Annotated in this window: 22 protein-coding genes; 15 read left to right on the top strand and 7 right to left on the bottom strand. The window is 65.3% G+C overall.

Features of this window, described 5'->3' with window-relative positions:
- Positions 1-8 precede the first annotated feature (8 nt).
- From J2Y54_RS01625 to J2Y54_RS01605, 5 genes are all read left to right on the top strand, one after another.
- Complete coding sequence (locus J2Y54_RS01625; RefSeq protein ID WP_310036409.1) at positions 9-1,706, top strand: carbamoyltransferase C-terminal domain-containing protein; 1,698 nt, start codon at positions 9-11, stop codon at positions 1,704-1,706.
- The gene (locus tag J2Y54_RS01620; RefSeq protein ID WP_310036407.1) at positions 1,706-2,806 is read left to right on the top strand and encodes a hypothetical protein; all 1,101 of its coding nucleotides are present in this window, start codon (positions 1,706-1,708) and stop codon (positions 2,804-2,806) included. The genes J2Y54_RS01625 and J2Y54_RS01620 overlap by 1 nt, the downstream gene beginning before the upstream one ends.
- Positions 2,796-3,587, top strand: a complete 792-nt coding sequence (locus tag J2Y54_RS01615) for a methyltransferase domain-containing protein (RefSeq protein WP_310036406.1) — start codon at positions 2,796-2,798, stop codon at positions 3,585-3,587. Before J2Y54_RS01620 ends, J2Y54_RS01615 begins: the two co-directional genes overlap by 11 nt.
- Positions 3,584-4,657 (top strand): cytochrome P450, encoded by a 1,074-nt coding sequence (locus tag J2Y54_RS01610; protein ID WP_310036405.1) that lies wholly within the window; start codon positions 3,584-3,586, stop codon positions 4,655-4,657. Before J2Y54_RS01615 ends, J2Y54_RS01610 begins: the two co-directional genes overlap by 4 nt.
- 100 nt (positions 4,658-4,757) lie before the next feature.
- Positions 4,758-5,837, top strand: coding sequence for a PLP-dependent cysteine synthase family protein (locus J2Y54_RS01605; protein ID WP_310036404.1), 1,080 nt, complete (start codon positions 4,758-4,760; stop codon positions 5,835-5,837).
- Between the two features lie 21 nt (positions 5,838-5,858).
- Here the strand turns inward: J2Y54_RS01605 and J2Y54_RS01600 are convergent, their stop codons facing one another.
- Together J2Y54_RS01600 and J2Y54_RS01595 are read right to left on the bottom strand one after the other, a co-directional pair.
- Positions 5,859-7,037 (bottom strand): VWA domain-containing protein, encoded by a 1,179-nt coding sequence (locus J2Y54_RS01600; protein ID WP_310036403.1) that lies wholly within the window; start codon positions 7,035-7,037, stop codon positions 5,859-5,861.
- A gap of 150 nt (positions 7,038-7,187) precedes the next feature.
- Positions 7,188-7,766 (bottom strand): CHAP domain-containing protein, encoded by a 579-nt coding sequence (locus tag J2Y54_RS01595; RefSeq protein ID WP_310036402.1) that lies wholly within the window; start codon positions 7,764-7,766, stop codon positions 7,188-7,190.
- 157 nt (positions 7,767-7,923) lie between these two features.
- On the opposite strand from J2Y54_RS01595, the gene guaA reads away from it, so the two are divergent.
- The gene (gene guaA, locus J2Y54_RS01590; protein ID WP_310036401.1) at positions 7,924-9,480 is read left to right on the top strand and encodes a glutamine-hydrolyzing GMP synthase; all 1,557 of its coding nucleotides are present in this window, start codon (positions 7,924-7,926) and stop codon (positions 9,478-9,480) included.
- Positions 9,481-9,577: 97 nt separating this feature from the next.
- Positions 9,578-9,766: a hypothetical protein gene (locus tag J2Y54_RS01585; RefSeq protein WP_310036400.1), complete on the top strand. Its 189-nt coding sequence runs from the start codon at positions 9,578-9,580 to the stop codon at positions 9,764-9,766.
- Positions 9,767-9,787: 21 nt separating this feature from the next.
- On the opposite strand, the gene J2Y54_RS01580 is transcribed toward J2Y54_RS01585, so the two are convergent.
- Positions 9,788-11,737, bottom strand: coding sequence for an asparagine synthetase B (locus tag J2Y54_RS01580; RefSeq protein ID WP_310036399.1), 1,950 nt, complete (start codon positions 11,735-11,737; stop codon positions 9,788-9,790).
- A gap of 240 nt (positions 11,738-11,977) precedes the next feature.
- On the opposite strand from J2Y54_RS01580, the gene J2Y54_RS01575 reads away from it, so the two are divergent.
- The 3 genes from J2Y54_RS01575 to J2Y54_RS01565 are packed head-to-tail and all read left to right on the top strand — an operon-like array spanning position 11,978 to position 13,787.
- A complete protein-coding gene (locus J2Y54_RS01575; RefSeq protein ID WP_310036398.1) occupies positions 11,978-12,505 on the top strand; it encodes a hypothetical protein in 528 nt (175 codons plus the stop codon).
- Positions 12,505-13,443, top strand: a complete 939-nt coding sequence (locus J2Y54_RS01570) for a cobalamin-binding protein (protein WP_310036397.1) — start codon at positions 12,505-12,507, stop codon at positions 13,441-13,443. Before J2Y54_RS01575 ends, J2Y54_RS01570 begins: the two co-directional genes overlap by 1 nt.
- Entirely contained in the window at positions 13,440-13,787 is a 348-nt protein-coding gene (locus J2Y54_RS01565; protein WP_310036396.1) for an ArsC family reductase, read from the top strand. The genes J2Y54_RS01570 and J2Y54_RS01565 overlap by 4 nt, the downstream gene beginning before the upstream one ends.
- A gap of 15 nt (positions 13,788-13,802) precedes the next feature.
- On the opposite strand, the gene J2Y54_RS01560 is transcribed toward J2Y54_RS01565, so the two are convergent.
- Together J2Y54_RS01560 and J2Y54_RS01555 are read right to left on the bottom strand one after the other, a co-directional pair.
- A complete protein-coding gene (locus tag J2Y54_RS01560) occupies positions 13,803-14,018 on the bottom strand; it encodes a helix-turn-helix transcriptional regulator (protein WP_310036395.1) in 216 nt (71 codons plus the stop codon).
- A complete protein-coding gene (locus tag J2Y54_RS01555; RefSeq protein ID WP_310036394.1) occupies positions 14,011-14,433 on the bottom strand; it encodes a hypothetical protein in 423 nt (140 codons plus the stop codon). The genes J2Y54_RS01560 and J2Y54_RS01555 overlap by 8 nt, the downstream gene beginning before the upstream one ends.
- Positions 14,434-14,558: 125 nt before the next feature.
- On the opposite strand from J2Y54_RS01555, the gene panB reads away from it, so the two are divergent.
- From panB to J2Y54_RS01530, 5 genes are all read left to right on the top strand, one after another.
- Positions 14,559-15,419 (top strand): 3-methyl-2-oxobutanoate hydroxymethyltransferase, encoded by an 861-nt coding sequence (gene panB, locus J2Y54_RS01550; protein WP_310036393.1) that lies wholly within the window; start codon positions 14,559-14,561, stop codon positions 15,417-15,419.
- 73 nt (positions 15,420-15,492) lie between these two features.
- On the top strand, positions 15,493-16,197 hold the full coding sequence (locus J2Y54_RS01545; RefSeq protein WP_310036392.1) for a tetratricopeptide repeat protein: 705 nt from the start codon (positions 15,493-15,495) through the stop codon (positions 16,195-16,197).
- The gene (locus J2Y54_RS01540) at positions 16,194-17,516 is read left to right on the top strand and encodes a PQQ-binding-like beta-propeller repeat protein (protein WP_310036389.1); all 1,323 of its coding nucleotides are present in this window, start codon (positions 16,194-16,196) and stop codon (positions 17,514-17,516) included. The genes J2Y54_RS01545 and J2Y54_RS01540 overlap by 4 nt, the downstream gene beginning before the upstream one ends.
- A gap of 26 nt (positions 17,517-17,542) precedes the next feature.
- The gene (gene der / locus J2Y54_RS01535) at positions 17,543-18,913 is read left to right on the top strand and encodes a ribosome biogenesis GTPase Der (RefSeq protein ID WP_310036386.1); all 1,371 of its coding nucleotides are present in this window, start codon (positions 17,543-17,545) and stop codon (positions 18,911-18,913) included.
- A 103-nt stretch (positions 18,914-19,016) separates the two neighbouring features.
- On the top strand, positions 19,017-19,430 hold the full coding sequence (locus J2Y54_RS01530; protein WP_310036384.1) for an Hpt domain-containing protein: 414 nt from the start codon (positions 19,017-19,019) through the stop codon (positions 19,428-19,430).
- A 3-nt stretch (positions 19,431-19,433) separates the two neighbouring features.
- Here the strand turns inward: J2Y54_RS01530 and bfr are convergent, their stop codons facing one another.
- Positions 19,434-19,916 (bottom strand): bacterioferritin, encoded by a 483-nt coding sequence (gene bfr, locus J2Y54_RS01525; protein WP_310036382.1) that lies wholly within the window; start codon positions 19,914-19,916, stop codon positions 19,434-19,436.
- Positions 19,917-20,021: 105 nt separating this feature from the next.
- Positions 20,022-20,192, bottom strand: a complete 171-nt coding sequence (locus J2Y54_RS01520; protein ID WP_082738054.1) for a bacterioferritin-associated ferredoxin — start codon at positions 20,190-20,192, stop codon at positions 20,022-20,024.
- Positions 20,193-20,294 lie beyond the last annotated feature (102 nt).

Raw genomic sequence — 20,294 nt, 5'->3', positions numbered from 1 at the left:
GCGCGTCGATGACATCGTCCAAACCCGTTTATGTTCTGGGTGTCGGCCTGTCGCACAATGGCGCGGCATGTTTACTGAAGGATGGCCGCATTGCATTGGCTATCGAGAAGGAGCGGCTGACCAAGGTCAAGAATGACGGTGGCAACGATGCGCTTGCCATCGCCTATTGCATGAATGCGGCGGGGATCGGCTGGGACGATGTCGCGCTGGTGGTCCAGAACGCCAATTTCGGCAGCTTCGCTTACGGACATCGCTGGTATCGCGGTGAGCGCAGCATCCCCGATGGCGTGCCGGTGACGACGATCTCGCACCATCTCGCCCATGCGTGCAGCGCGTATTTCCTGAGCCCGTTCGATGACGCGGCGGTGCTGACGGTAGACGGGTGCGGCAATGCGTTCGAGGATTGCATGGACCTGGACGGCGCGATCCTGCCCGAGCAGCCGGAGGGCGAACTGGCTGCACTCTATTTCGAAAAGGACAGTTATTACGCGGCATCGGGCAGCGATGTGCGGGCGGTGTTCAAGGACTTCTCGCCGCTGGGCCGGTTCGCGACCGACTATCCGATGCACCCCGACACCACGCGGCATTCGATCGGTGGGGTTTATGCCGGAGCCAGCCGTTATGTGTTGGGGAGCCTCAGCGATCTCGGCAAGCTGATGGGGCTCGCGCCTTATGGCCAGCCGGGGGCGTTCCGCCATCGCATCTTCGACATTCGCGACGGGCGCGTGTTCGTCGATTATGGCTGGATGGCGGAGTTTCGCGATCGGATGCGCTCGGCGGCGGACTTCAAGGCGCGTTTCCAGTATTTCGCCGATATCGCACGCATGGTGCAAGGGGAGGTCGAACGCGCGCTGGTCGAACTGGCCCGTGCCCGTCACGCGCTGCATCCCAGCCCCAATCTGTGCTTTGCCGGCGGCGTGGCGCTGAACGCCGTCGCCAACACGCGGATTCTGAACGAGACGCCGTTCGAGCGGATGTTCGTGCCGCCGGCCGCCGATGACTCCGGGCTGGCGATCGGCTGCGCCTATCATGGCTGGCGCACGATCCTCGCGGGCGAGGCGGTGCGCGATGGCGGATCGCCGTTCCTTGGGCGGAGCTATGACTCGGATCCCGCGCAGATCGAGCGCGCGTTGCAGGCGGTTGGCGACAATGTGACGGTCGACCGCCCCGACGACCTGATGGCGGCGATGGCCAACACGCTCGCCGAGGGAAAGACGCTGGCATGGCATCGCGGCGGCGCGGAGTTCGGCCCGCGCGCGCTTGGCCATCGCAGCATCCTTGCCGATCCGCGCCGTGCAGACCTGCGCGACTATATCAACGCGCAGGTCAAGTTTCGCGAGGATTTCCGCCCGTTTGCACCCGCCGTGCTGGCCGAGGACGCCGCCACCTATTTCGAGCTCGATCGCGACAGTCCCTATATGCTGTTCGTCGTGCCGGTCCGCGAAGCCTGGCGCAGCCGGATCGGCGCGGTCGTGCACGTTGACGGCACGGCGCGGGTCCAGACGGTGCGGCAGGAGGCGGACGCGACATTTCACGCGTTGCTGACCGCGTTCAAGGCGCAGAGCGGCATCGGCATGCTGCTCAACACCTCACTCAATCGCCGCGGACAGCCGATCGTGGAGACACCGGTCGAGGCCGCGACGCTGTTCCGCGACACCGGGCTGCACGCGCTGGTCGTCGGGCCGTATCTCGTGCGCAAACGGTAATGTATGCCGCTGCCTTGCCGTTCGGGCTCGAACCGCCCGGTCGTGATTATGCCCGCAATCCCTATCCCGCGTTGGCCCGGCTGCGGGACGATGCCCCGCGATATTTCGCCCCGGAACGCGATGCCTGGTTCATCTCCGCGCGCGCCGACATTGCCGCGCTGTTGCGCGACGATCGCCTGGACATCACGCAGGGCAGTTCCTTTGCCGATCGCTCCGATCCGTTTCGCACCACGGTCGTGCGGCGGCTGCGGCGATGGTTTGCGACCGCCGAGGAGGCGCTGGCCCACGTCGCCGCCGCCGCGACCAAGGCGTGCCTGGCGGAGCTGACCAGGCAGGGCGAAGGCGATCTCGTCGCGACAGTGGCGCACGCCATCCCGACGCGCGTCATGGCGGCGCTGCTGGGCATTCCGGCGGGCGATCTCCCCGCGCTCCAGTTCGCGGCAGAGGGGCTGCTGCAGAGCTATGACCTGCCATGGGCCGGACGGCCGACGGCGGTGGCCCCGGCAGCGCGGGTGCTGGGGCTCTATTTCCAGCACCATTGGCGCGCCGGCCCCGCGACCGAGCTGATGGATCTGCTCCGCGCGACCCAGGCGGAGTACGCGCTGCCGGACGTGAGCATGATCGATACGTGCAGCAAGCTATTCAGTGCCGGGACGACCACGACCGGCGCCAGCATCGCCAACATCCTCGCCCGGCTGCTCGGTGCGGGGGCGGAATCGGACGAATCGTTGTCACCGGACCAGATCGACGATCTGCTGCGGCTCGACACGCCCGTTCTCGGGATCAAGCGCGTTGCGCGCGATGAAGTGCAACTGGGCGCGGCGGTGATTCGACCGGGTCAAGGCCTGTATCTGCTGATCGGCGGGGCGAACCGCGCGCCGGCGGATGCGTCGCAGCCGCCGCTGACCTTTGGCCTGGGCCGCTATCACTGCCTCGGCGCGATGCTCGCGCGGCTCGAAATCGGGGCGCTGCTTGACGCGGTTCGACCGCTCACGCCACAGCTGCAGCTGCGCGGACCGGTGCAATGGCGGGAGTCGTGGCTGCTGCACGAAGCGCGATCCATCCCGGTGAAGTTTCACGGAGTATTTGATGCCGACTGAATATCAGCAGACCCTCACCGGATCCTATGATCGCTTCTTCCGGGATGGCGGTCTCTATGTCGGCGACCGCGCGGACTGCGGCTACGCCAATATGGGCTTGTTCCGTCCCGACACCGCTGAATTCAGCGACGCGTGCGACAATCTGATGGCGTTGGTCGTCGGCAAGTTTCGTCGGACCCAGGGGCCGTTGCTGGATGTCGGCTGTGGGCTTGGCGGCACCGCCGAATATCTCGCGCGCCATTTCCCGGTAGAGCGCGTGTACGGCATCAACGTCTCCGACTTTCAGATCGAGCAATGCCGCGCGCGTGTGCCCGGGGCGCATTTCGAGGTGATGCCCGCCGAGAACATGCGCTTCCCCGACGCAATGTTCGATGCGATCGCCAGCGTAGAGGCGGCGTTGCACTTCAAGGGGCGGAGGGAGTTTCTGAACGAGGCGCGACGCGTGCTGAAGCCCGGCGGTGAAATCGTCGTTGCCGACATGGTGTTTCATGGCGAGCCAACGGCGTTCCGCAAGGTTCTCTCCGGGCAGGAATGCTATCCCGACCTCGCCAGCTATCGCGCCTTGTGGGAGTCGTGCGGGTTTGCGGATATCGAGATCGAGGACATTACCGACGCCAGCTGGCGCGCCTATGTCGCGCATTTCAAGAGCAAGGCGCTGGCGGAGTTGCTGTCGCAACGGATAGACGTGGCGACGTTCAACCGCTTGATCGAATTCGTCCGCAATATCGAGGCACTGCCGGTGCTGGCCTATGTCGTGGTGAGCGCGCGGACGCCCGAATGAGCGCGCCGCCGCTTTTGCTGACCCGCTATCGCGATGTACGCGATGCGCTACACGACGCGCGGCTGGTGATCCACAAGCCGCTCGCGGTCGGCGACGCGGCAACGCATGTCGAGCAGGCCGGGGCAGGGGAGCGATCGCACCGCGTCCGCCCGCTGTGGCAGCGGCTGGCACAGCAGCTGCGGCCCGAGAAGGTGGCGACGCTGAGCGCCTTCGTCGAAGTGCGTATCGATCGGATTGCGGATGCGGCGCAGGCGCGCGGTGGCATGGAGGTGGTGGGCGACCTGGCCTTTCCGTTGCCGGTTGCGGTCATGGCCGACCTGCTCGGTCTGCCGGATTCGGATCATGCCCAGTTGCGGCCGTTGTTCGAAGCGATCACGCGCGGTCATGACATCGGATCGAGCGAGCCCGAACGGCACCATGCCCGTTTTGCCCAAGCCGCAGTCGCGCGCTGGATCGGCGCGCGGCTGGCGCAGGCGCGCGCGACGCCGATGGTCGACGCGATCCGCGCGGTCGCCGAGGCCGAGGGGATCGCGCCGTCGCTCGTCGCCTATTGGGGGACCATGCTGCTCTATGCCGGCAGCGCCACGACCCGCGACCTGATCGCCAACGCGATCGCCTTGCTGATCGATCATCCGCTGGTCGCACAGGACCTCGCCAATGGCACCGTGTCGATCGATGCGGTGATCGACGAAGTGCTGCGGCTGGAGGGGCCAGTGCGGGGTGTCGGGCGCGTCGCGACGGCGGACCTGGTGATTGGCGCGCATCGCATCGCGTCGGGCGATCTGGTCTACCTGATGCTCGGCGATGCCAATCGCGACCCGGACCGCTTCGCCGACCCGGATCGCTTCGATCCGGCGCGCCCGGCAAACGGGCATCTCGCGTTCGGGTCGGGGGTGACGCACTGTCTTGGCGCGCATCTGGCGCGAGTGGAGGCGCGCATCACGCTTGACCGGCTGCGCCCGATGCTCGTCGGCGCGACCCGCGCCGATCCTGACGACTGGAGTACGGTGCGGCTGTTGCGTCAGCGCAACACGCTCCGCATCGCCTTTGACGCAGCACAGCTATGCTGAGGCAGCCGGGGACGACGGAAACGGTTGTGCAACGCTAGGCGTCGTTGCATCCGCGGGGCATAAGCGGCGTGCATGCACGGGGGTTTTGCAGATGGTAGCAATGGGTGACGGGGCGGATCGGAACGCGGCGATACGCCGCTGGCGCGCCGAAGCCGTGCGCCAGATCGAGGCCGACTATAACCGTTCGGCCGACACGCATCTGATCCGGCTAGACCTGCCGCATCACCCGGGCATCAAGCTCTATCTCAAGGACGAGAGCAGCCATCCGACCGGCAGTCTCAAGCACAGGCTTGCGCGTTCGCTGTTCCTCTATGCGTTATGCAACGCGTGGATCGGGCCCGACAGCTGCGTGATCGAAGCATCGTCTGGCTCGACTGCGGTCAGCGAAGCCTATTTCGCGCGCATGCTCGGCCTGCGCTTCATCGCGGTGGTGCCGACCGCGACTGCCGCCCCGAAACTCGATGCGATCCGCTTTCATGGCGGCGAGATCCACACGGTCGACGACCCGCGAACGGTGTATGATGTCGCGCACCGGCTCGCCCGCGAAACCGGTGGCCATTATCTGGACCAGTTCACCTATGCCGAGCGCGCCACCGACTGGCGCGGCAACAACAATATCGCGGAGAGCATCTTCTCCCAGATGGCGGCGGAGGAGGATCCGGTGCCCACGTGGATCGTATGCGGGGCCGGGACCGGCGGCACCTCCGCCACGATCGGGCGTTACATCCGCTATCAGCGGCACAGTACCCAGCTGTGCGTCGCCGATCCGGTCCATTCGATTTTCCACCGCCATTTTGCCGACCGCAGCGCGGTTGCACTGCCCGAGGGGCATGCCAGCTGCATCGAGGGGATCGGCCGCCCGCGCGTCGAGCCCAGCTTCATCCCGTCGGTGATCGATCGGATGATCGCGGTCGAGGATGCGCAGAGCATTGGCGCGATGCGCGCCGTGTCGCGCCGGCTGGGCCGCGCTGTCGGGGGGTCGACCGGCACCAACATCTTTGCCTGCGCGCAATTGATCCGCGACATGGCGGCGCAGGGCGTCGGCGGGTCGGTCGTGTCGATCCTGTGCGATGGCGGCGAGCGCTATCACTGCACCTATTATGACGATGACTGGCTCGCCGCGCGGGGAATTGCGTGGCAGGCACACGCCGCCGCGATCGAGGCGCTGGTCTGTCGCTGAACGACGATCGGCGCGGCCCGATCAGGTCTTGCGGCTCAACTCGCGCATCGCGTCATCGAGGCCAGCCAGCGTCAACGGATACATGCGGTCGTTCATCAGCTCGCGCATGATCCGGACCGACTGGGAATAGCCCCATTGCTCCTCCGGAATCGGGTTCAGCCACACCGTCGCGGGATAGGTGTTGGTTACACGCTGCATCCAGGTGGCGCCGGCTTCCTCGTTGAAATGCTCGACCGAACCGCCCGGGTGGCTGATCTCATAGGGCGACATCGACGCGTCGCCGACAAAGATCACCTTATAATCATGGCCGAACTTGTGGAGCACGTCCCAGGTCGGGGTGCGCTCCTGAAAGCGGCGGCGATTGTCCTTCCACACGCCTTCGTAGAGGCAGTTGTGGAAATAGAAGAATTCGAGATTCTTGAACTCGGCGGTCGCGGCGCTGAACAATTCCTCGCACAGCTTGACCCAGGGGTCCATCGACCCGCCCACGTCGAGAAACAGCAGCAGTTTGACCGCATTGTGCCGCTCGGGCCGCATCCGGATGTCGAGCCAGCCCTGCCGCGCGGTCCCGTCGATCGTGCCCTCGATATCCAGTTCGTCCGCCGCGCCTTCGCGGGCAAAGCGGCGCAGTCGGCGCATCGCGACCTTGATGTTGCGCGTGCCGAGTTCCCGGGTCGAATCGAGGTTCTTGAACTCGCGCCCTTCCCACACCTTGAGCGCGCGCTTGTGGACGCTCTCGCCGCCGATGCGCACGCCCTCCGGGTTATAGCCCGAATTGCCATAGGGGGAGGTGCCGCCGGTGCCGATCCACTTGTTGCCGCCCTGATGGCGCTCATGCTGTTCCTCGAGCCGCTTCTTGAGCGTCTCCATGATCTCTTCCCACGAGCCGAGCGACTTGATCGCCTCCATCTCCTCAGGGGTCAGATATTTTTCGGCAATTGCCCTGAGCCATTCCTCGGGAATCTCGCCGGTCTGGAGGCCATAGGTCGAGGCGATGCCCTTGAACACCTTGGCGAACACCTGATCGAAGCGATCGAGCAGCCCTTCGTCCTTCACGAAGGTCGCGCGGGCGAGATAGTAGAACGCCTCCGGCGTACGGTCGATCACGTCGCGATCGAGCGCCTCGAGGAGCACGAGATGCTCCTTCATGCTGGCGGGGATGCCTGCGGCGCGGAGCTCATCGACGAAAGAGAAGAACATCGCGCGAGTGTGGCGCGGGGAGGGGGCTGCGTCCAGCCCCCAACCAACCGTCACCCCGGGCTTGACCCGGGGCCCATCTCCTGACCGATTGTGCAGGTGGACGGTGCAGGAGATAGGCCCCCGCTTTCGCGGGGGTGACGGGTTGGATGACTAACGCGCATAGGCGTCAATCAGCGATCCGACATAGTCGGGGCGATCGCCGGTCAGTTCGGGGGCCGGGCGGGCCCTGGCGATCCTGGCGCCGCTGACCGGACGGCCATAGATGAAGCCATGGACAGGGTAGACCGTGCTGCCCAGCCCGCGATTGTCGCGGTACCAAACCTTGACGCGGCTCCAGTCACCCGCTTCCGAGACGTCGAACAGCGTCACGTCCTGCTCGACCTGTCCGCGCTTGCCGTCGAAGCGCGACCAGTTGGCATGGGTGACCATGACGACACGCGGTTCGATCACGCGGCTGACCACCGAGACATGGCCCAGCGGCAGGGCGGCGGACTTGGCGAAGGCGACGACGGCGCCCACTTCGGGCGTCTGACCGCGCTGATATTTGCTGGCGGCCTGGCTCCACCAGGTCCAGGCATCGCCCCAGATCTGGATGCCCGACGCGGCACGCGCGAACGGCACGCATTCACCGACATAGTTCAGGATCGATGCCGAAGCAGGCGCCGCGACCAGTGCCGCGGCGCCAAGGATCGGCAGCAAGATCCGGCGGGGGGTCCGGTTCGACTGCATGGGGGCAGGATAACCGCACGGCGCTTCGAAATGCTTTGCGGGTGCGGTTAAGGACGCAGTGACCATGGTGGACCGAGGAATCCCCTGCGCGCGAAATGGTTCCGGGAGGGGGGTGCGATGCCTTTACACTCGCCGCGTCGCTGCCTATCGGCTCGCCATGACACAGCCCGGCGAATCCATCCTCATCGTCGATTTCGGCAGCCAGGTGACCCAGCTGATCGCGCGCCGCGTGCGCGAGGCGGGCGTCTACAGCGAAATCGCCCCCTTCAATGCCGCCGCAGAGGCGTTCGAACGGATGAGGCCCGGCGGCGTCATCCTGTCGGGATCGCCCGCTTCTGTGCTGGAGGAAGGCTCGCCGCGCGTCCCCGACGCGATCTTCGATAGCGGCGTCCCGGTCCTTGGCATCTGCTATGGCCAGCAGGTGATGATGCACCAGCTGGGCGGGCGGGTGCAGCTGGGCGACAGCGGCGAGTTCGGACGCGCGTTCATCGACATCGCCGATGGTTGTGCGCTGTTCAACGGGCTGTGGAGCGAGGGCGAAACACATCAGGTGTGGATGAGCCATGGCGACAAGGTCACCGACCTTGCCCCCGGCTTCCGCCCGGTCGCGGCCAGCCCCGGCGCGCCGTTCGCGGTGATCGCCGACGATAGCCGCCGTTACTATGCAATGCAGTTCCACCCGGAGGTGGTGCACACCCCCGATGGCGGCAAGCTGCTGGCGAATTTCGTGCGCCATGTCTGCGGGCTCAAGGGCGACTGGACGATGGCGGAGTTCCGCCAGACCAAGATTGCCGAGATCCGCCAGCAGGTCGGAAGCGGCAAGGTCATTTGCGGCCTGTCCGGCGGTGTCGACAGCGCGGTCGCAGCGGTGCTGATCCACGAAGCGATCGGCGACCAGCTGACCTGCGTATTCGTCGACCATGGGCTGATGCGCAGCGGCGAGGCGGATCAGGTGGTCAGCCTGTTCCGCGGCCACTACAATATCCCGCTGGTCCATGTGAACGCCGAGACGTTGTTCCTCAACGGCCTCGCCGGCGTCACCGACCCCGAGGCGAAGCGGAAGTTCATCGGCAAGACCTTCATCGACGTGTTCGAGGAAGAGGCGCGCAAGATCGGCGGCGCGGAGTTCCTGGCGCAGGGCACGCTTTACCCCGACGTGATCGAGAGCGTGAGCTTTACCGGCGGTCCGTCGGTCACGATCAAGAGCCACCACAATGTCGGCGGCTTGCCCGAACGCATGAACATGAAGCTGGTCGAGCCGCTGCGCGAGCTGTTCAAGGACGAGGTCCGCGCGCTTGGCCGAGAGCTGGGACTGCCTGATGTGTTCGTCGGACGCCACCCGTTCCCCGGACCCGGCCTTGCGATCCGCATCCCGGGCGAGGTGACCAAGGAGCGCTGCGACATCCTGCGCAAGGCGGATGCGGTCTATCTCGAGGAAATCCGCAACGCCGGCCTGTACGACGCGATCTGGCAGGCCTTTGCGGTGCTGTTGCCGGTCAAGACGGTCGGCGTGATGGGCGATGGGCGTACTTATGACAGCGTCTGCGGCCTGCGCGCGGTGACCAGCACCGATGGGATGACGGCCGACGTCTATCCGTTCGACGCCAGCTTCCTGACGCGCGTTGCGACGCGGATTGTGAACGAGGTGAAGGGCGTGAACCGCGTCGTGTACGACTACACCTCCAAGCCGCCGGGGACGATCGAATGGGAATAACGATAGCGCCCGAACCGGCCCGGCCGGCTTGGCGGTTGGATCGAGCTCGGCTAAGCAGAGTATCGACACAGTATATGGGATTTTGAGAGGGGTTTCGATGAAGATTGAGCAGAGAAGCACGGGTGACGCGCGCGATGACGTCGCCGCATTGTCCGTAACTTCTGCGAATGGCGCATTGCGACAGCGCCGTGCCTGGACGACCCCGTCCCTCATGACGGTGGACGTCGCGGCATTGACGATGGGCGCGACCGGTCCAGTGAGCGACGGCATCACCGTCGAAAGCTGATGACGTTTGTTTCAGGTGTCGTCAGTGATTGCCACCTTCAACGCGACGCAGGAAATGCGTGACGGATAGCGTGCGCAGCAGACGGTACCGATAGGGCACTACCGCCGCGTCGAGATCTGCGGTATCCGGATCGGGGATCGTCGTCGCCAGCCATTTCAGTTGGTCCAGGTCGATCAGCGCATTCGCCGTCTGGCTTGCACTGCTTCGTTCGGCCTCGTCCGCAATCCGTTCGCGCGCCGCGTAGAGCCGGGCCGCCCAGTCGGAACCCTGCGATCCCCGGCGCTGGTTCAAGCGGATTTCTGCCGGTATCCGGTCCGCGAACGCAAGCTGATAAAGGCCTCTGCCGTGTTCACGATGCAGAAAAAGCGCGTGCGGCAGGGCAAGGCACAGGTCGACCAATTGTCGATCGGACATCGGGTCGCGCGTATCGACGCCGTAGCGGGCAAGCGCCCCCTTGTAGCTGATCGTCAGGATCTCCTGCTGCCATAGTGCGGAGAGGATCCGTTCGCGGCGACCACGCGCGAGATTGTTGAAGAACCGTTCCGTCTCCTGGGCCAGCGTAGCCCGCCCGGTTTGCGGGGCGTCCATCACAGCCGCACGCACGAGAGTGTAATCGCGCACAGCAGGGCCGGGACGCCCGAAAAGCCGCTGTAGCGCATTCTGTACCGCAGTCGGCATGATCGGCAACGCTGTAAAAAATGCCAATCCCAGGACCGACATCGAACCCGACCGGACGACGCGCCGTGCGATCCGCGCCCAGGCCAATAGCCGGCCACCATAAAATAGGCTGTTCAGCCCGTGCTTGCCCTCATTGCTGATCGTGAGATTACCCATGGCCCCGGTCAGAAGCACATTACCGCGCTGCCCACCGGCCAGTTTGTTTATCTCGCTCACCCACAGTTCATTGCAGAGGTTCAAAGCGGGAATCTCGTTGTAGTAGTAGCGTTGGTCGAGATCGTCGCCGATCGATCGTGCAGCGGAATCGACCATCACATGATCGATGATGGGATGATCAGCGGCAAGACGCGCGGCCAGTACGCCCTCGTTCGGGAACCGGTTCGGCGGCGTTTGCAGCGGCACTCCGAGCATTGGTGTGTGCGTGTACGCCTTCAACCGTCGGCCAGCAGCCGCCAGCTGTATTGCGGCTGTGGCGGTGACGGCGGCGCTATCGAGGCCGCCACTCAACGTGCAGCTGATTGCGCCGGTCGCGCGTAGCCGCGCTGCAACCGCGCGTTCGAATATTTCTCGCACCTCTGCGATATAGGGGGAGGGGTCGGCGAGGTCCGGCAGGAGCGGTGGCGGCCTGTACCAGCGGACGGCGTTGACCCGCCCGTCCGCGGCGATTTCAACGAAATGCCCGGGCTCGACCCGGCGGATCGACTCATAAAAGCTGCCCGCCCCCTGCATCGGTAAGAGCGCGAGATAGCGTTGCAGCGTCGTCTTGTCGGCCGCGATCGGGACCTCGGGCAGGGCATGCAATCCCTTCACCATCGAGGCGAATCCGATCCAGCCATCGCCCTGGTGATAGAAGAGCGGACGGCAGCCGATAAAATCGCGAACCAGCGTCAAGCGTTGTGCGTCGCCATCCCACACGGCAAAGGCGAATTCTCCAATCAGCCGGTCGATGGCGGCTGGGCCCCAGGCAAGCCAGGTGCGGAGCAGCAGGTCCGCATCAGCCATTTGTGCAAGGTCGCCCGAGGCGAGATCGAGCGCCTCTGCCAGTTCCGACCGGTTGTCCAACCGCACATCGGCTACCAACACGATGCGCCCGTCGTCGCTGATTAACGGCTGTCGGTCATAGCGATCCTCGGGCAGCAGGCGGGCGAGCCGACAGCCGAGGGCGATCGGTCCATCGGCCCAGCTGCCAGCGCGATCTGGCCCGTAAATGGCCAGCGCCCGTCCGATCCGGTCACAGGCAGGGGCGGCCCCACTCTGCCCGTCGAACCGCCAAACGCCGCAGATCCCGGTCATGCCGGTAACCCTAGCCGGGAGACGCGGTCCGGGACCGCTGAGTCAGCCATCATTCGAGCGCTATACGAACGGGCTGTGGACAGCACCACACCCAAGAAATGCCTGGCTGCCGCTCTGGCAAAGTGCCCGCAAACGCGATAAAATGCGCCGACTACAACGCTTCTCCGAGCTTTCTCAAGGGCATGGTGCACTTGTCTGAGAGAGGAGCGGGGCTAGGCGGACAGTTTCCGGAGACCCATGATGCTGCTTCCTTCCGCCAGCAAATATGCCTGGCCGACAACGCTGTTCCTGTTCGTGCTTGCCGCGACGCCGATCTTCGGATGCGTGACGCCGTTCGTCGCAGCCTCGGCGGCAGCGGCGGGGACGATGGAGCGGCGCGCGGGCGCGCTCACCGTGCTGGCATGCTGGGCGGCGAATCAGGCGATCGGCTTCGGCTTCATGGGCTATCCGGTGGATGGCTATGCGATTGGCTGGGGCGCGGCGATTGCGGGCGGCGCGATGCTGGCGTGGCTCGCGGCGCGGATTATAGCGCGCGAGGGAGCGACTTTGGTTCAGATCGCAGGCGGCGCGGCGCTGGGCTTCATTGCGTATGAAGGCTCGCTCTACATGGTCGCGCTGGCCTTTGGCGGTCTCGCGACCTTCACGCCGAAGATCGTGCTGACCATTTTTGCCAATGACGCGCTGTGGCTGGCGGTGCTGATGGCCGCCTATGCCGTTCTGAGCAGCAGCGCGCCGCAGTTGTTCGGTCGCCGGCTGCGCCTGGCCTGATGTCGGGGTTGCGGATCGTATCGCTGCTGCCGAGCGCGACCGAGATCGCGGTCGCGCTGGGGCTTGGTGACGCGCTGGTCGGGCGCAGTCATGAATGCGACTGGCCGCCGCGCGTCGAGGGCTTGCCGGTGCTCACGCGCAGCAAGCTGGCCAAGGGGCTCAATTCGGGCGAGATCGAGGACCGCGTGCGCGCGATCGTCGGCGCCGGCCTGTCGGTCTATGAAGTCGATGCAGACGGCCTGCGCGCGCTGAACCCCGATGTCGTGCTGACTCAGACGCAGTGCGCGGTGTGTGCGGTGACACCGGACGATCTGAGCGCGGCGCTCAACGACTGGACCGGAAGTGCACCGGTGCTGATCAGCACCGCGCCGGACACGCTCGACGATGTGTGGGGCGATTTCGCGTCGGTAGCGGCCGCGACCGGAGCGGATGCAGGGCCGGTCGTGGCGCAGCTCAAGGCGCGAATGGATGCGGTTCGCGCTGCGGTTGCCGGTCGTCCCCGACCGCGCGTCGCCGCAATCGAATGGCTCGATCCGCTGATGATGGCGGGCAATTGGGTGCCCGAGCTGATCGAGATCGCCGGCGGCGAAAGCCTGCTCGCGGCGCATGGCCAGCATTCGCCCTATGTCGGGATCGAGGCACTGGCCGAGGCGGACCCCGATGGGATCGTGCTGATGCCATGCGGCTTCCGCATCCCCCAGACGCTGGACGAACTGCCCGCACTTGCCGCAAGTCCGCTCTGGCAGTCGCTGCGCGCAGTGCGCGAGGGCCGGGTTGCTGCAACCGATGGCCAGTATTTCTTCAACCGCCCTGGACCGCGTCTAGTCGAATCTGCGGAGATTCTTGCGGAAATCCTGCATCCGGGTATCGATTTCGGGCATCGCGGCACCAATTGGATCGCGGTCGGTGCGGACGGCACAGCGGAGGTGGTGGCATGAGTGTCGCGCTCTACGGCATCCCCAATTGCGACACGGTCAAGAAGGCGCGGGTGTGGCTGGACGCCAATGGCATCGCCTACGCCTTCCACGACTATAAGAAGGAAGGCGCCGATTCTGCGCGGCTCGCGAAATGGGCCGAGGTGGTTGGCTGGGAGCCGCTGCTCAACCGCGCCGGCACGACCTTTCGCAAGCTGGATGAGGCGGACAAGGCCGATATCGATGCGGCCAAGGCGCTCGCGCTGATGGCGGCGCATCCCTCCATGATCAAGCGACCGGTCGTCGAGTATCGCGGCGGCGTGCTCGTCGGGTTCAAGCCCGAAGCATGGGCTGCAGCCTTGCTGTAACGGGCAGGGGAGGGGTCAGTCCCCCTCCCACTGGAATACCTCTTCAAGCGGCTTGTCGAATGCGCGGGCGATGCGGAACGCGGTTTCGAGGGTCGGCGCGTATTTCCCCTGCTCGATCGCGGCGATCGTCTGGCGGGTAACGCCGACCCGGTCGCCCAGTTCGGCCTGGGTCATCTCGCCCGCCATGAAGCGCAGCGTGCGAATCTGATTGCTGATCGGTGGGTTAGCCATGCCAGTTCCACCGATAGCCGAGCGCGGTGGCGCCGAACCGCACCGCTTCGGCGAGGATGAAGGCAGCCGCCAGCGCGAAGATCGTGTCAGGACCGTGCAGGCCGAGGTGCAGCCAGACGATCACGGCGGCCACGCCAAGGATCAGCGTGAGATAGGCCATGCGGGTGGCGCGCAGTCCGATCGCGCGGTCGCGCTCATCGGCGGGGGCGTTGGCTTCCTTGGGCGCGCTGATCGCCCAGATCGAGGCTGCGGCGATCATCACCGCCGCCTGCGCCATCGTTGCGACGATGAACGGGCCGAGTATCGTCAGCCCGCGCATGCCGTGCGGTACCGTGGCGAGGATGATGAAAAACCCACCCCAAATCAGCAGCGTGCTCAGAAACGAGACCCACGCAATCTTCTCCCGAAACGCCATGCGCTCTCTCCAATGTACGATCAATGTCACTCAATGTTAATGATAGCGAACATTTAGGCAAGTAGATTGTACATTCCCACTGTGCGCGCTGGCGCGGACGCCTTCGCGTCGCTAGAGCGCCTTCCATGTCCACGACCTTCACCATCGACACCTCGACCAGCCGTGCCACGCCGACTCCGGCGCCGATGAAGCGACTGACGGTTCCGGCGATTCAGGCGCGCAAGGGGAAGGAGCCGGTCGTGATGCTGACCGCCTACACGGCGCGCATGGCGCAGTTGCTCGACCCGCATTGCGACGTGTTGCTGGTCGGCGACAGCCTGGGTCAGGTGATCTACGGCCTGCCGTCGACGCTGGCGGTGACGCTCGACATGATGTGCGCGCACGGCGCCGCAGTGGTGCGGGGCAGCTATCATTCGGTCGTCGTCATCGACATGCCGTTCGGCAGCTACGAGACCAGCCCGCAACAGGCGTTTCAGTCGGCAGCGCGGATCATGGCTGAAACCGGTGCTGCGGCGGTGAAGCTGGAAGGCGGGGCGGCGATGGCGGAAACGATCGCGTTTCTGACCGCGCGCGGCATCCCGGTCATGGGCCATATCGGACTGACCCCTCAGGCGGTCAATGCGCTCGGCGGCTATGGCGCCCGCGGCCGCGGCGAGGCGGAGTATGCGAAGATCATCGGCGACGCGAAAGCAGTGGCCGAGGCCGGCGCATTCGCACTTGTCGCCGAGGGCGTGGTCGAGACGCTGGCCGACGAGATCGTCGCCGCCGTCGGATGCCCGGTAATCGGCATTGGCGCTTCGGCCCGGTGCGACGGGCAGGTGCTGGTGACCGAGGATATGCTGGGCCTGTTCGAGCGTACCCCGCGCTTCGTCCGGAAGTTCGACGACATGGCCGGACGCATTTCGGCTGCGGTCGAACATTATGCGAGCGCGGTGCGCGAGCGGAGTTTTCCCGGCGCGGAACAAGTCTATAAGCCGAAGGACTGAGCCGCTTTCGTTTCCGAACCGGCGCGGCTAAGGTCCGCGCCCGCACCCCTGTTTTCCGCGATGGAGTTCCCCCTTGGCGTTGAGCCCGCAAAGCAACGAAGCCTTTATGCGCGAGGTCGATGAAGAGCTTCGCAAGGACCAGGCGCTGCACATCTGGCAGAATTACGGGCGGTGGATCATCGCCGCCGTGGTTGCCGGGCTGCTAGCCTTTGGCGGCTGGCTGTACTGGCAGAGCCATAGCGAGAGCCAGCGCGCAGCCGAGGGTGACACGCTTGCCGCCGCGTACAAGGCGCTCGGCGAGAACAAGCCGCAGGTGGCCGAAGAGTCGCTCAAGCAGCTGGCCGAATCGGGAACCGCGGGCTTCAGCGCCTCGGCACGCTTCACCCAGGCGACGCTGCTGCTGCAGAAGAACGACATCAAGGGCGCCGCTGCGCTGCTCGGCGCGATTGCCGCCGATCCGGACGTGCCGCAGGCGTTTCGCGACCTCGCGCTCATTCGCCAGACGATGGCCGAATATGACGCGATCAAGCCGGAGGTGGTGATCGCACGGCTCAGCCCGCTCGCGGTGAAGGACAACCCCTGGTACGGCAGCGCGGGCGAGCTGGTCGCTGCCGCCTATCTGCGCCAGGGCAAGAAGACCGAGGCCGGCAAGCTGTACGGCGCGCTGTCCAAGGACGAATCCGTGCCCCGTTCGATCCGTCAACGCACGGTTCAGATGGCGGGCCTATTGGGTGTCGACGCGATCGTCGACGAGGGCAAGGACAAGAAAGCACAATGATCAAGTCGGTTCGCATCCCCGTTACCCTGGTTGCGCTGGTCGCGCTGAGCGCGTGCGGCGTGTTCAAGGGCGGTGGCAACAAGACCCCCGTGCTGGGGCAGCGCGTGCCGATCCTGGCGAGCGAGAGCGGGATTTCCGCTGACAAGAGCATCGCAGCCGTCGACGTCGTCCTGCCGGTCGCGGTCGCCAATCCCGACTGGAGCCAGCCCGGCGGCAATTCGGCCAAGGCGATGGGGCATCTGGCGGTTGGCGAGAGCCCCGCGCGCGCCTGGTCCGCCAAGATTGCCGGGTCGAACGGGCGGGTTCGACTGGCTGCAGCGCCAGTCGTGGTCGATGGCAAGCTGTTTGTGGTCGACACCGACGCGGTGGTGCATGCATTCGACGCCACCAGCGGCAGCAAGCTGTGGTCTTTCGCCACCTCGACCGACAAGGAAAATCGCAACGCGGCCTTTGGCGGCGGCGTCAGCGTGGAGGGGGGGCGCGCCTTTGCGACCAATGGTCTGGGCGACGTGGTTGCGATCGATGTGACTGCGGGCACGGAACTCTGGCGCAAGAAGCCGGGCGGCCCGCTGCGCGGCGCACCGACGCTGTTCCTCGGCAACGCCTATGTCGTGTCGCAGGACAATCAGCTGTTCGCGCTGGCCCAGAGCGATGGCGCAGTCGTGTGGACCCAGTCGGGAACGCCCGAAACGCAGGGCGTGTTCGGCGTTGCCGCGCCGGCCGCGGCCCAGGGCACGATCGTCGCCGGCTTTTCATCGGGCGAGCTCAATGCGTATCGCTACGAAAATGGTCGTTCGCTGTGGAGCGACACGCTGTCGCGCTCGACCATTTCGACCTCGGTCTCAAGCCTCGTCGACATCGACGCCGAGCCGGTGATCGATCAGGGACGTGTCTATGCGGTCGGGCAGGGCGAGCGCATGGCGGCGGTCGAACTCGCTTCGGGCCAGCGGCTGTGGGAACAGAATTTCGCCGGCATCTCGACGCCGTGGATCGCGGGCGAGTGGATTTTCGTGATGACCGACGACGCGCGGCTCGTGTGCATCGCGCGCGGCAGCGGCAAGGTGCGCTGGATCAGCCCGATGCGCGCGTGGCGCGACGAGAAGGACAAGAAGGGCCCGATCACCTGGGTCGGCCCGGTCCTGGCCGGCAATCGCCTGTGGCTGGGCAATTCGCGCGGCGAGCTGGTTTCCACCTCGCCCGCCGATGGCAGCGTCGGAACGACGATCGACGTCGGCGAGCCGATCAGCCTGTCGCCGATCGTCGCCGGCAACAGCATCTATGTGCTGAGCGACAAGGGCGTGATCACCGCCTATCGCTGAGCGGGGAGTTGCGGTAGGAGGCGCCTATGCGTCTTCCTACCGTAGCCATTATTGGCCGACCCAATGTCGGCAAATCCACTCTGTTCAACCGTCTGGTCGGCAAGCGCCTGGCGCTGGTCGACGATCAGCCCGGCGTCACGCGCGATCGTCGCGAAGGCGATGGCGATCTGCTCGGCTGTCCGTTCCGGATCATCGACACGGCGGGGTTCGAGGATGAGGATCCGGCGAGCCTGCCGGGCCGCATGCGCGCACAGACCGAGGCAGCGGTGCGCGAGGCCGATGTCGCGCTGTTCATGATCGACGCGCGGGCGGGGATCACCCCACTCGACGAAGAGGTCGCGCGCTGGCTGCGCAGCTCGGGCACCCCGATCGTCCTGCTCGCCAACAAGGCCGAGGGACGCGCAGCCGAACCGGGCATCCATGAAGCGATGGGCCTTGGGCTGGGCGATCCGGTGCCCTTCTCGGCCGAACATGGCGAGGGGATTGCCGATCTGTTCGAGGCGCTGCAGCCGTTCATCGACCGTGAGGAGGACGAGGTCGCGGAGGAGGACGATGAGTCCCCCGATGCGCCGCTCAAGCTGGCGGTGGTCGGGCGCCCGAATGCGGGCAAGTCCACGCTGATCAACAAGATCCTGGGCCAGGATCGGCTGATCACTGGCCCCGAAGCCGGGATCACGCGCGATTCGATCGCGATCGAATGGCTGTGGACCGACGAGGACGGCAATCAGCGCCCGGTGCGACTGATCGACACTGCGGGCATGCGCAAGCGCGCCAAGGTGCAGGAAAAGCTCGAGAAGCTTTCGGTGGCCGACGCGCTGCGTGCGGTCGATTTCGCCGAGGTCGTGGTGCTGCTGCTCGACGCGACCAAGGGGCTGGAGGTTCAGGACCTCAAGATCGCCGACAAGGTGCTGCAGGAGGGCCGCGCGCTCGTCATCGCGCTTAACAAATGGGACGTGGCCGAGAACCAGTCGAGCCTGTTCAACGGCGTCAAGGGTGCGCTGGACGAGGGGCTGGCGCAGGTGAAGGGCGTGCCGTTGCTGACCGTGTCGGCGGCGACGGGGAAGGGGCTCGATACGCTGATCAAGGTCGCCTTCGAAACGCGCGAGGCATGGTCGCGCCGGATCACGACCGGCCAGCTCAACCGCTGGTTCGAACGCGCGATCGAGGCGAACCCGCCGCCCGCGCCCGGCGGCCGACGGATCAAGCCACGCTATGTGACCCAGGCCAAGACGCGTCCGCCCAGCTTCATCCTGTTCGGCACCCGTGTCGATCAGCTGCCGCAAAGCTATGAACGCTATCTGGTGAACAGCATGCGCAAGGAATTCGGGTTTGGCGCGGTGCCGGTGCGATTGACCATGCGCCCGTCGAAAAACCCGTTCGATCGCGATTCCGGCTGATCGAAGCGACGTTTCCGGCGCATTAACCGCGCTCTGTCAACGAGACGTTTACCCGGTTACCCATATTCGTGACACTGTCGAAACGCAGGGTCGGGAGGTAGATGTGGCGACGCTCGGAACGGACCAGCTGGTGGACTGGACTGCGTTTGCGCAGGCCCGGGCTCAGCTCGGCGCCAATTTCGTGCGGATCCTGGGTTATTTTCAGGAGGATGGCGTCAAGTCGGTCGCGCAGATCGAAGACGCGATGCGCGCCAACAACGCCGCCGCACTGGTCCGCCCGGCACATACGCTGAAAGGGGAGGCGCGGCAGTTCGGTGCCGAGCCGCTGGCGGAATGCGCCGCCGCGATCGAGGATATTGCCCGCCATTGCGTCGAGAACCGCTACGAACCGAGCGAAGCGCTGAACCATGTCGTCGCGCTGCGCCCGCTGTTCCGCGAAACGCTGGCATTGCTGGAACGCGAAGCGAACCCGCTGGTGGAGCGGCGCCCGATGTTCGGACGCCGCCCCGCCGCCTGACGATTACGCCGCTTCTTCCGGCTTGGCGTTGAGCTGGATGTAATTCTGGATGCCCATCCGCTCGATCATCTCGAACTGGGTTTCGAGCGTGTCGACATGCTCTTCTTCGCTGTCGAGAATGCGCTGGAACAGGTCGCGGCTGCCATAGTCACGGACCTTTTCGCAATGCTCGATCGCGTCCTTCAGCAGTGCAACGGCCTCATATTCCAGCTCGAGATCGGCCTTGAGCGCCTCTTCGACCGTTTCGCCGATGCGCAGCCGGCCGAGCAGCTGGAAATTGGGCAGGCCGTCGAGGAACAGGATACGCTCGGCGAGCATGTCGGCATGCTTCATCTCGTCGATCGATTCATGGCGCTCGAACTCGGCGAGCTTCTTGACGCCCCAATGGTCGAACAGGCGATAGTGCAGCCAATATTGGTTGATCGCGGTCAGCTCGCCCTTGAGCACCTCGTTCAGAAAATCGATGACCTTGGGGTCGCCCTTCATATCGCACCTTTCGCGTTCGGATTTCGAGCGCGAGTATAGCGTGGGGAGGGCGTGTCAAATAGTCAGAAAATGGCGGATTTCTGCGGTTTTGCGAAGCTGCGAACGCTACGCAGCAGCGCGCTCGGCATCGATAATGGCTCGCGCGAACGGCACGCATTGACCGCATTTCGCCTGGCGTCCGAGCGCGCGATAGGCTTGGCAGGCGCTGATCGCGCCCTCACGCGCCGCAGCACGGACATCCTTCTCACGAATGGCATTGCAGACGCAGACGACCATCGAACCCTCTCACGCGATACCGGAGTGTTAAGGCGATTGAGAGTGATTCGCAAGCCTATTGCGAGGCATTCGCGAGAAACAGATGCAGAAGCTCGGCTAATG

The sequence above is a fragment of the Sphingomonas sp. BE123 genome (assembly GCF_031456015.1).
Taxonomy (GTDB): domain Bacteria; phylum Pseudomonadota; class Alphaproteobacteria; order Sphingomonadales; family Sphingomonadaceae; genus Sphingomonas.
Note: the sequence above shows the minus strand (reverse complement) of the source record. Positions and strands in the feature narration are given on the sequence as shown.

Excerpts from the sequence above, each read along its gene's own strand:
- J2Y54_RS01625 (WP_310036409.1), top strand. The coding sequence starts at position 9 with ATGACATCGTCCAAACCCGTTTATGTTCTGGGTGTCGGCCTGTCGCAC.
- J2Y54_RS01620 (WP_310036407.1), top strand. The coding sequence starts at position 1,706 with ATGTATGCCGCTGCCTTGCCGTTCGGGCTCGAACCGCCCGGTCGTGAT.
- J2Y54_RS01615 (WP_310036406.1), top strand. The coding sequence starts at position 2,796 with ATGCCGACTGAATATCAGCAGACCCTCACCGGATCCTATGATCGCTTC.
- J2Y54_RS01610 (WP_310036405.1), top strand. The coding sequence starts at position 3,584 with ATGAGCGCGCCGCCGCTTTTGCTGACCCGCTATCGCGATGTACGCGAT.
- J2Y54_RS01605 (WP_310036404.1), top strand. The coding sequence starts at position 4,758 with ATGGGTGACGGGGCGGATCGGAACGCGGCGATACGCCGCTGGCGCGCC.
- J2Y54_RS01600 (WP_310036403.1), bottom strand. The coding sequence starts at position 7,037 with ATGTTCTTCTCTTTCGTCGATGAGCTCCGCGCCGCAGGCATCCCCGCC.
- J2Y54_RS01595 (WP_310036402.1), bottom strand. The coding sequence starts at position 7,766 with ATGCAGTCGAACCGGACCCCCCGCCGGATCTTGCTGCCGATCCTTGGC.
- guaA (WP_310036401.1), top strand. The coding sequence starts at position 7,924 with ATGACACAGCCCGGCGAATCCATCCTCATCGTCGATTTCGGCAGCCAG.
- J2Y54_RS01585 (WP_310036400.1), top strand. The coding sequence starts at position 9,578 with ATGAAGATTGAGCAGAGAAGCACGGGTGACGCGCGCGATGACGTCGCC.
- J2Y54_RS01580 (WP_310036399.1), bottom strand. The coding sequence starts at position 11,737 with ATGACCGGGATCTGCGGCGTTTGGCGGTTCGACGGGCAGAGTGGGGCC.
- J2Y54_RS01575 (WP_310036398.1), top strand. The coding sequence starts at position 11,978 with ATGCTGCTTCCTTCCGCCAGCAAATATGCCTGGCCGACAACGCTGTTC.
- J2Y54_RS01570 (WP_310036397.1), top strand. The coding sequence starts at position 12,505 with ATGTCGGGGTTGCGGATCGTATCGCTGCTGCCGAGCGCGACCGAGATC.
- J2Y54_RS01565 (WP_310036396.1), top strand. The coding sequence starts at position 13,440 with ATGAGTGTCGCGCTCTACGGCATCCCCAATTGCGACACGGTCAAGAAG.
- J2Y54_RS01560 (WP_310036395.1), bottom strand. The coding sequence starts at position 14,018 with ATGGCTAACCCACCGATCAGCAATCAGATTCGCACGCTGCGCTTCATG.
- J2Y54_RS01555 (WP_310036394.1), bottom strand. The coding sequence starts at position 14,433 with ATGGCGTTTCGGGAGAAGATTGCGTGGGTCTCGTTTCTGAGCACGCTG.
- panB (WP_310036393.1), top strand. The coding sequence starts at position 14,559 with ATGTCCACGACCTTCACCATCGACACCTCGACCAGCCGTGCCACGCCG.
- J2Y54_RS01540 (WP_310036389.1), top strand. The coding sequence starts at position 16,194 with ATGATCAAGTCGGTTCGCATCCCCGTTACCCTGGTTGCGCTGGTCGCG.
- der (WP_310036386.1), top strand. The coding sequence starts at position 17,543 with ATGCGTCTTCCTACCGTAGCCATTATTGGCCGACCCAATGTCGGCAAA.
- bfr (WP_310036382.1), bottom strand. The coding sequence starts at position 19,916 with ATGAAGGGCGACCCCAAGGTCATCGATTTTCTGAACGAGGTGCTCAAG.
- J2Y54_RS01520 (WP_082738054.1), bottom strand. The coding sequence starts at position 20,192 with ATGGTCGTCTGCGTCTGCAATGCCATTCGTGAGAAGGATGTCCGTGCT.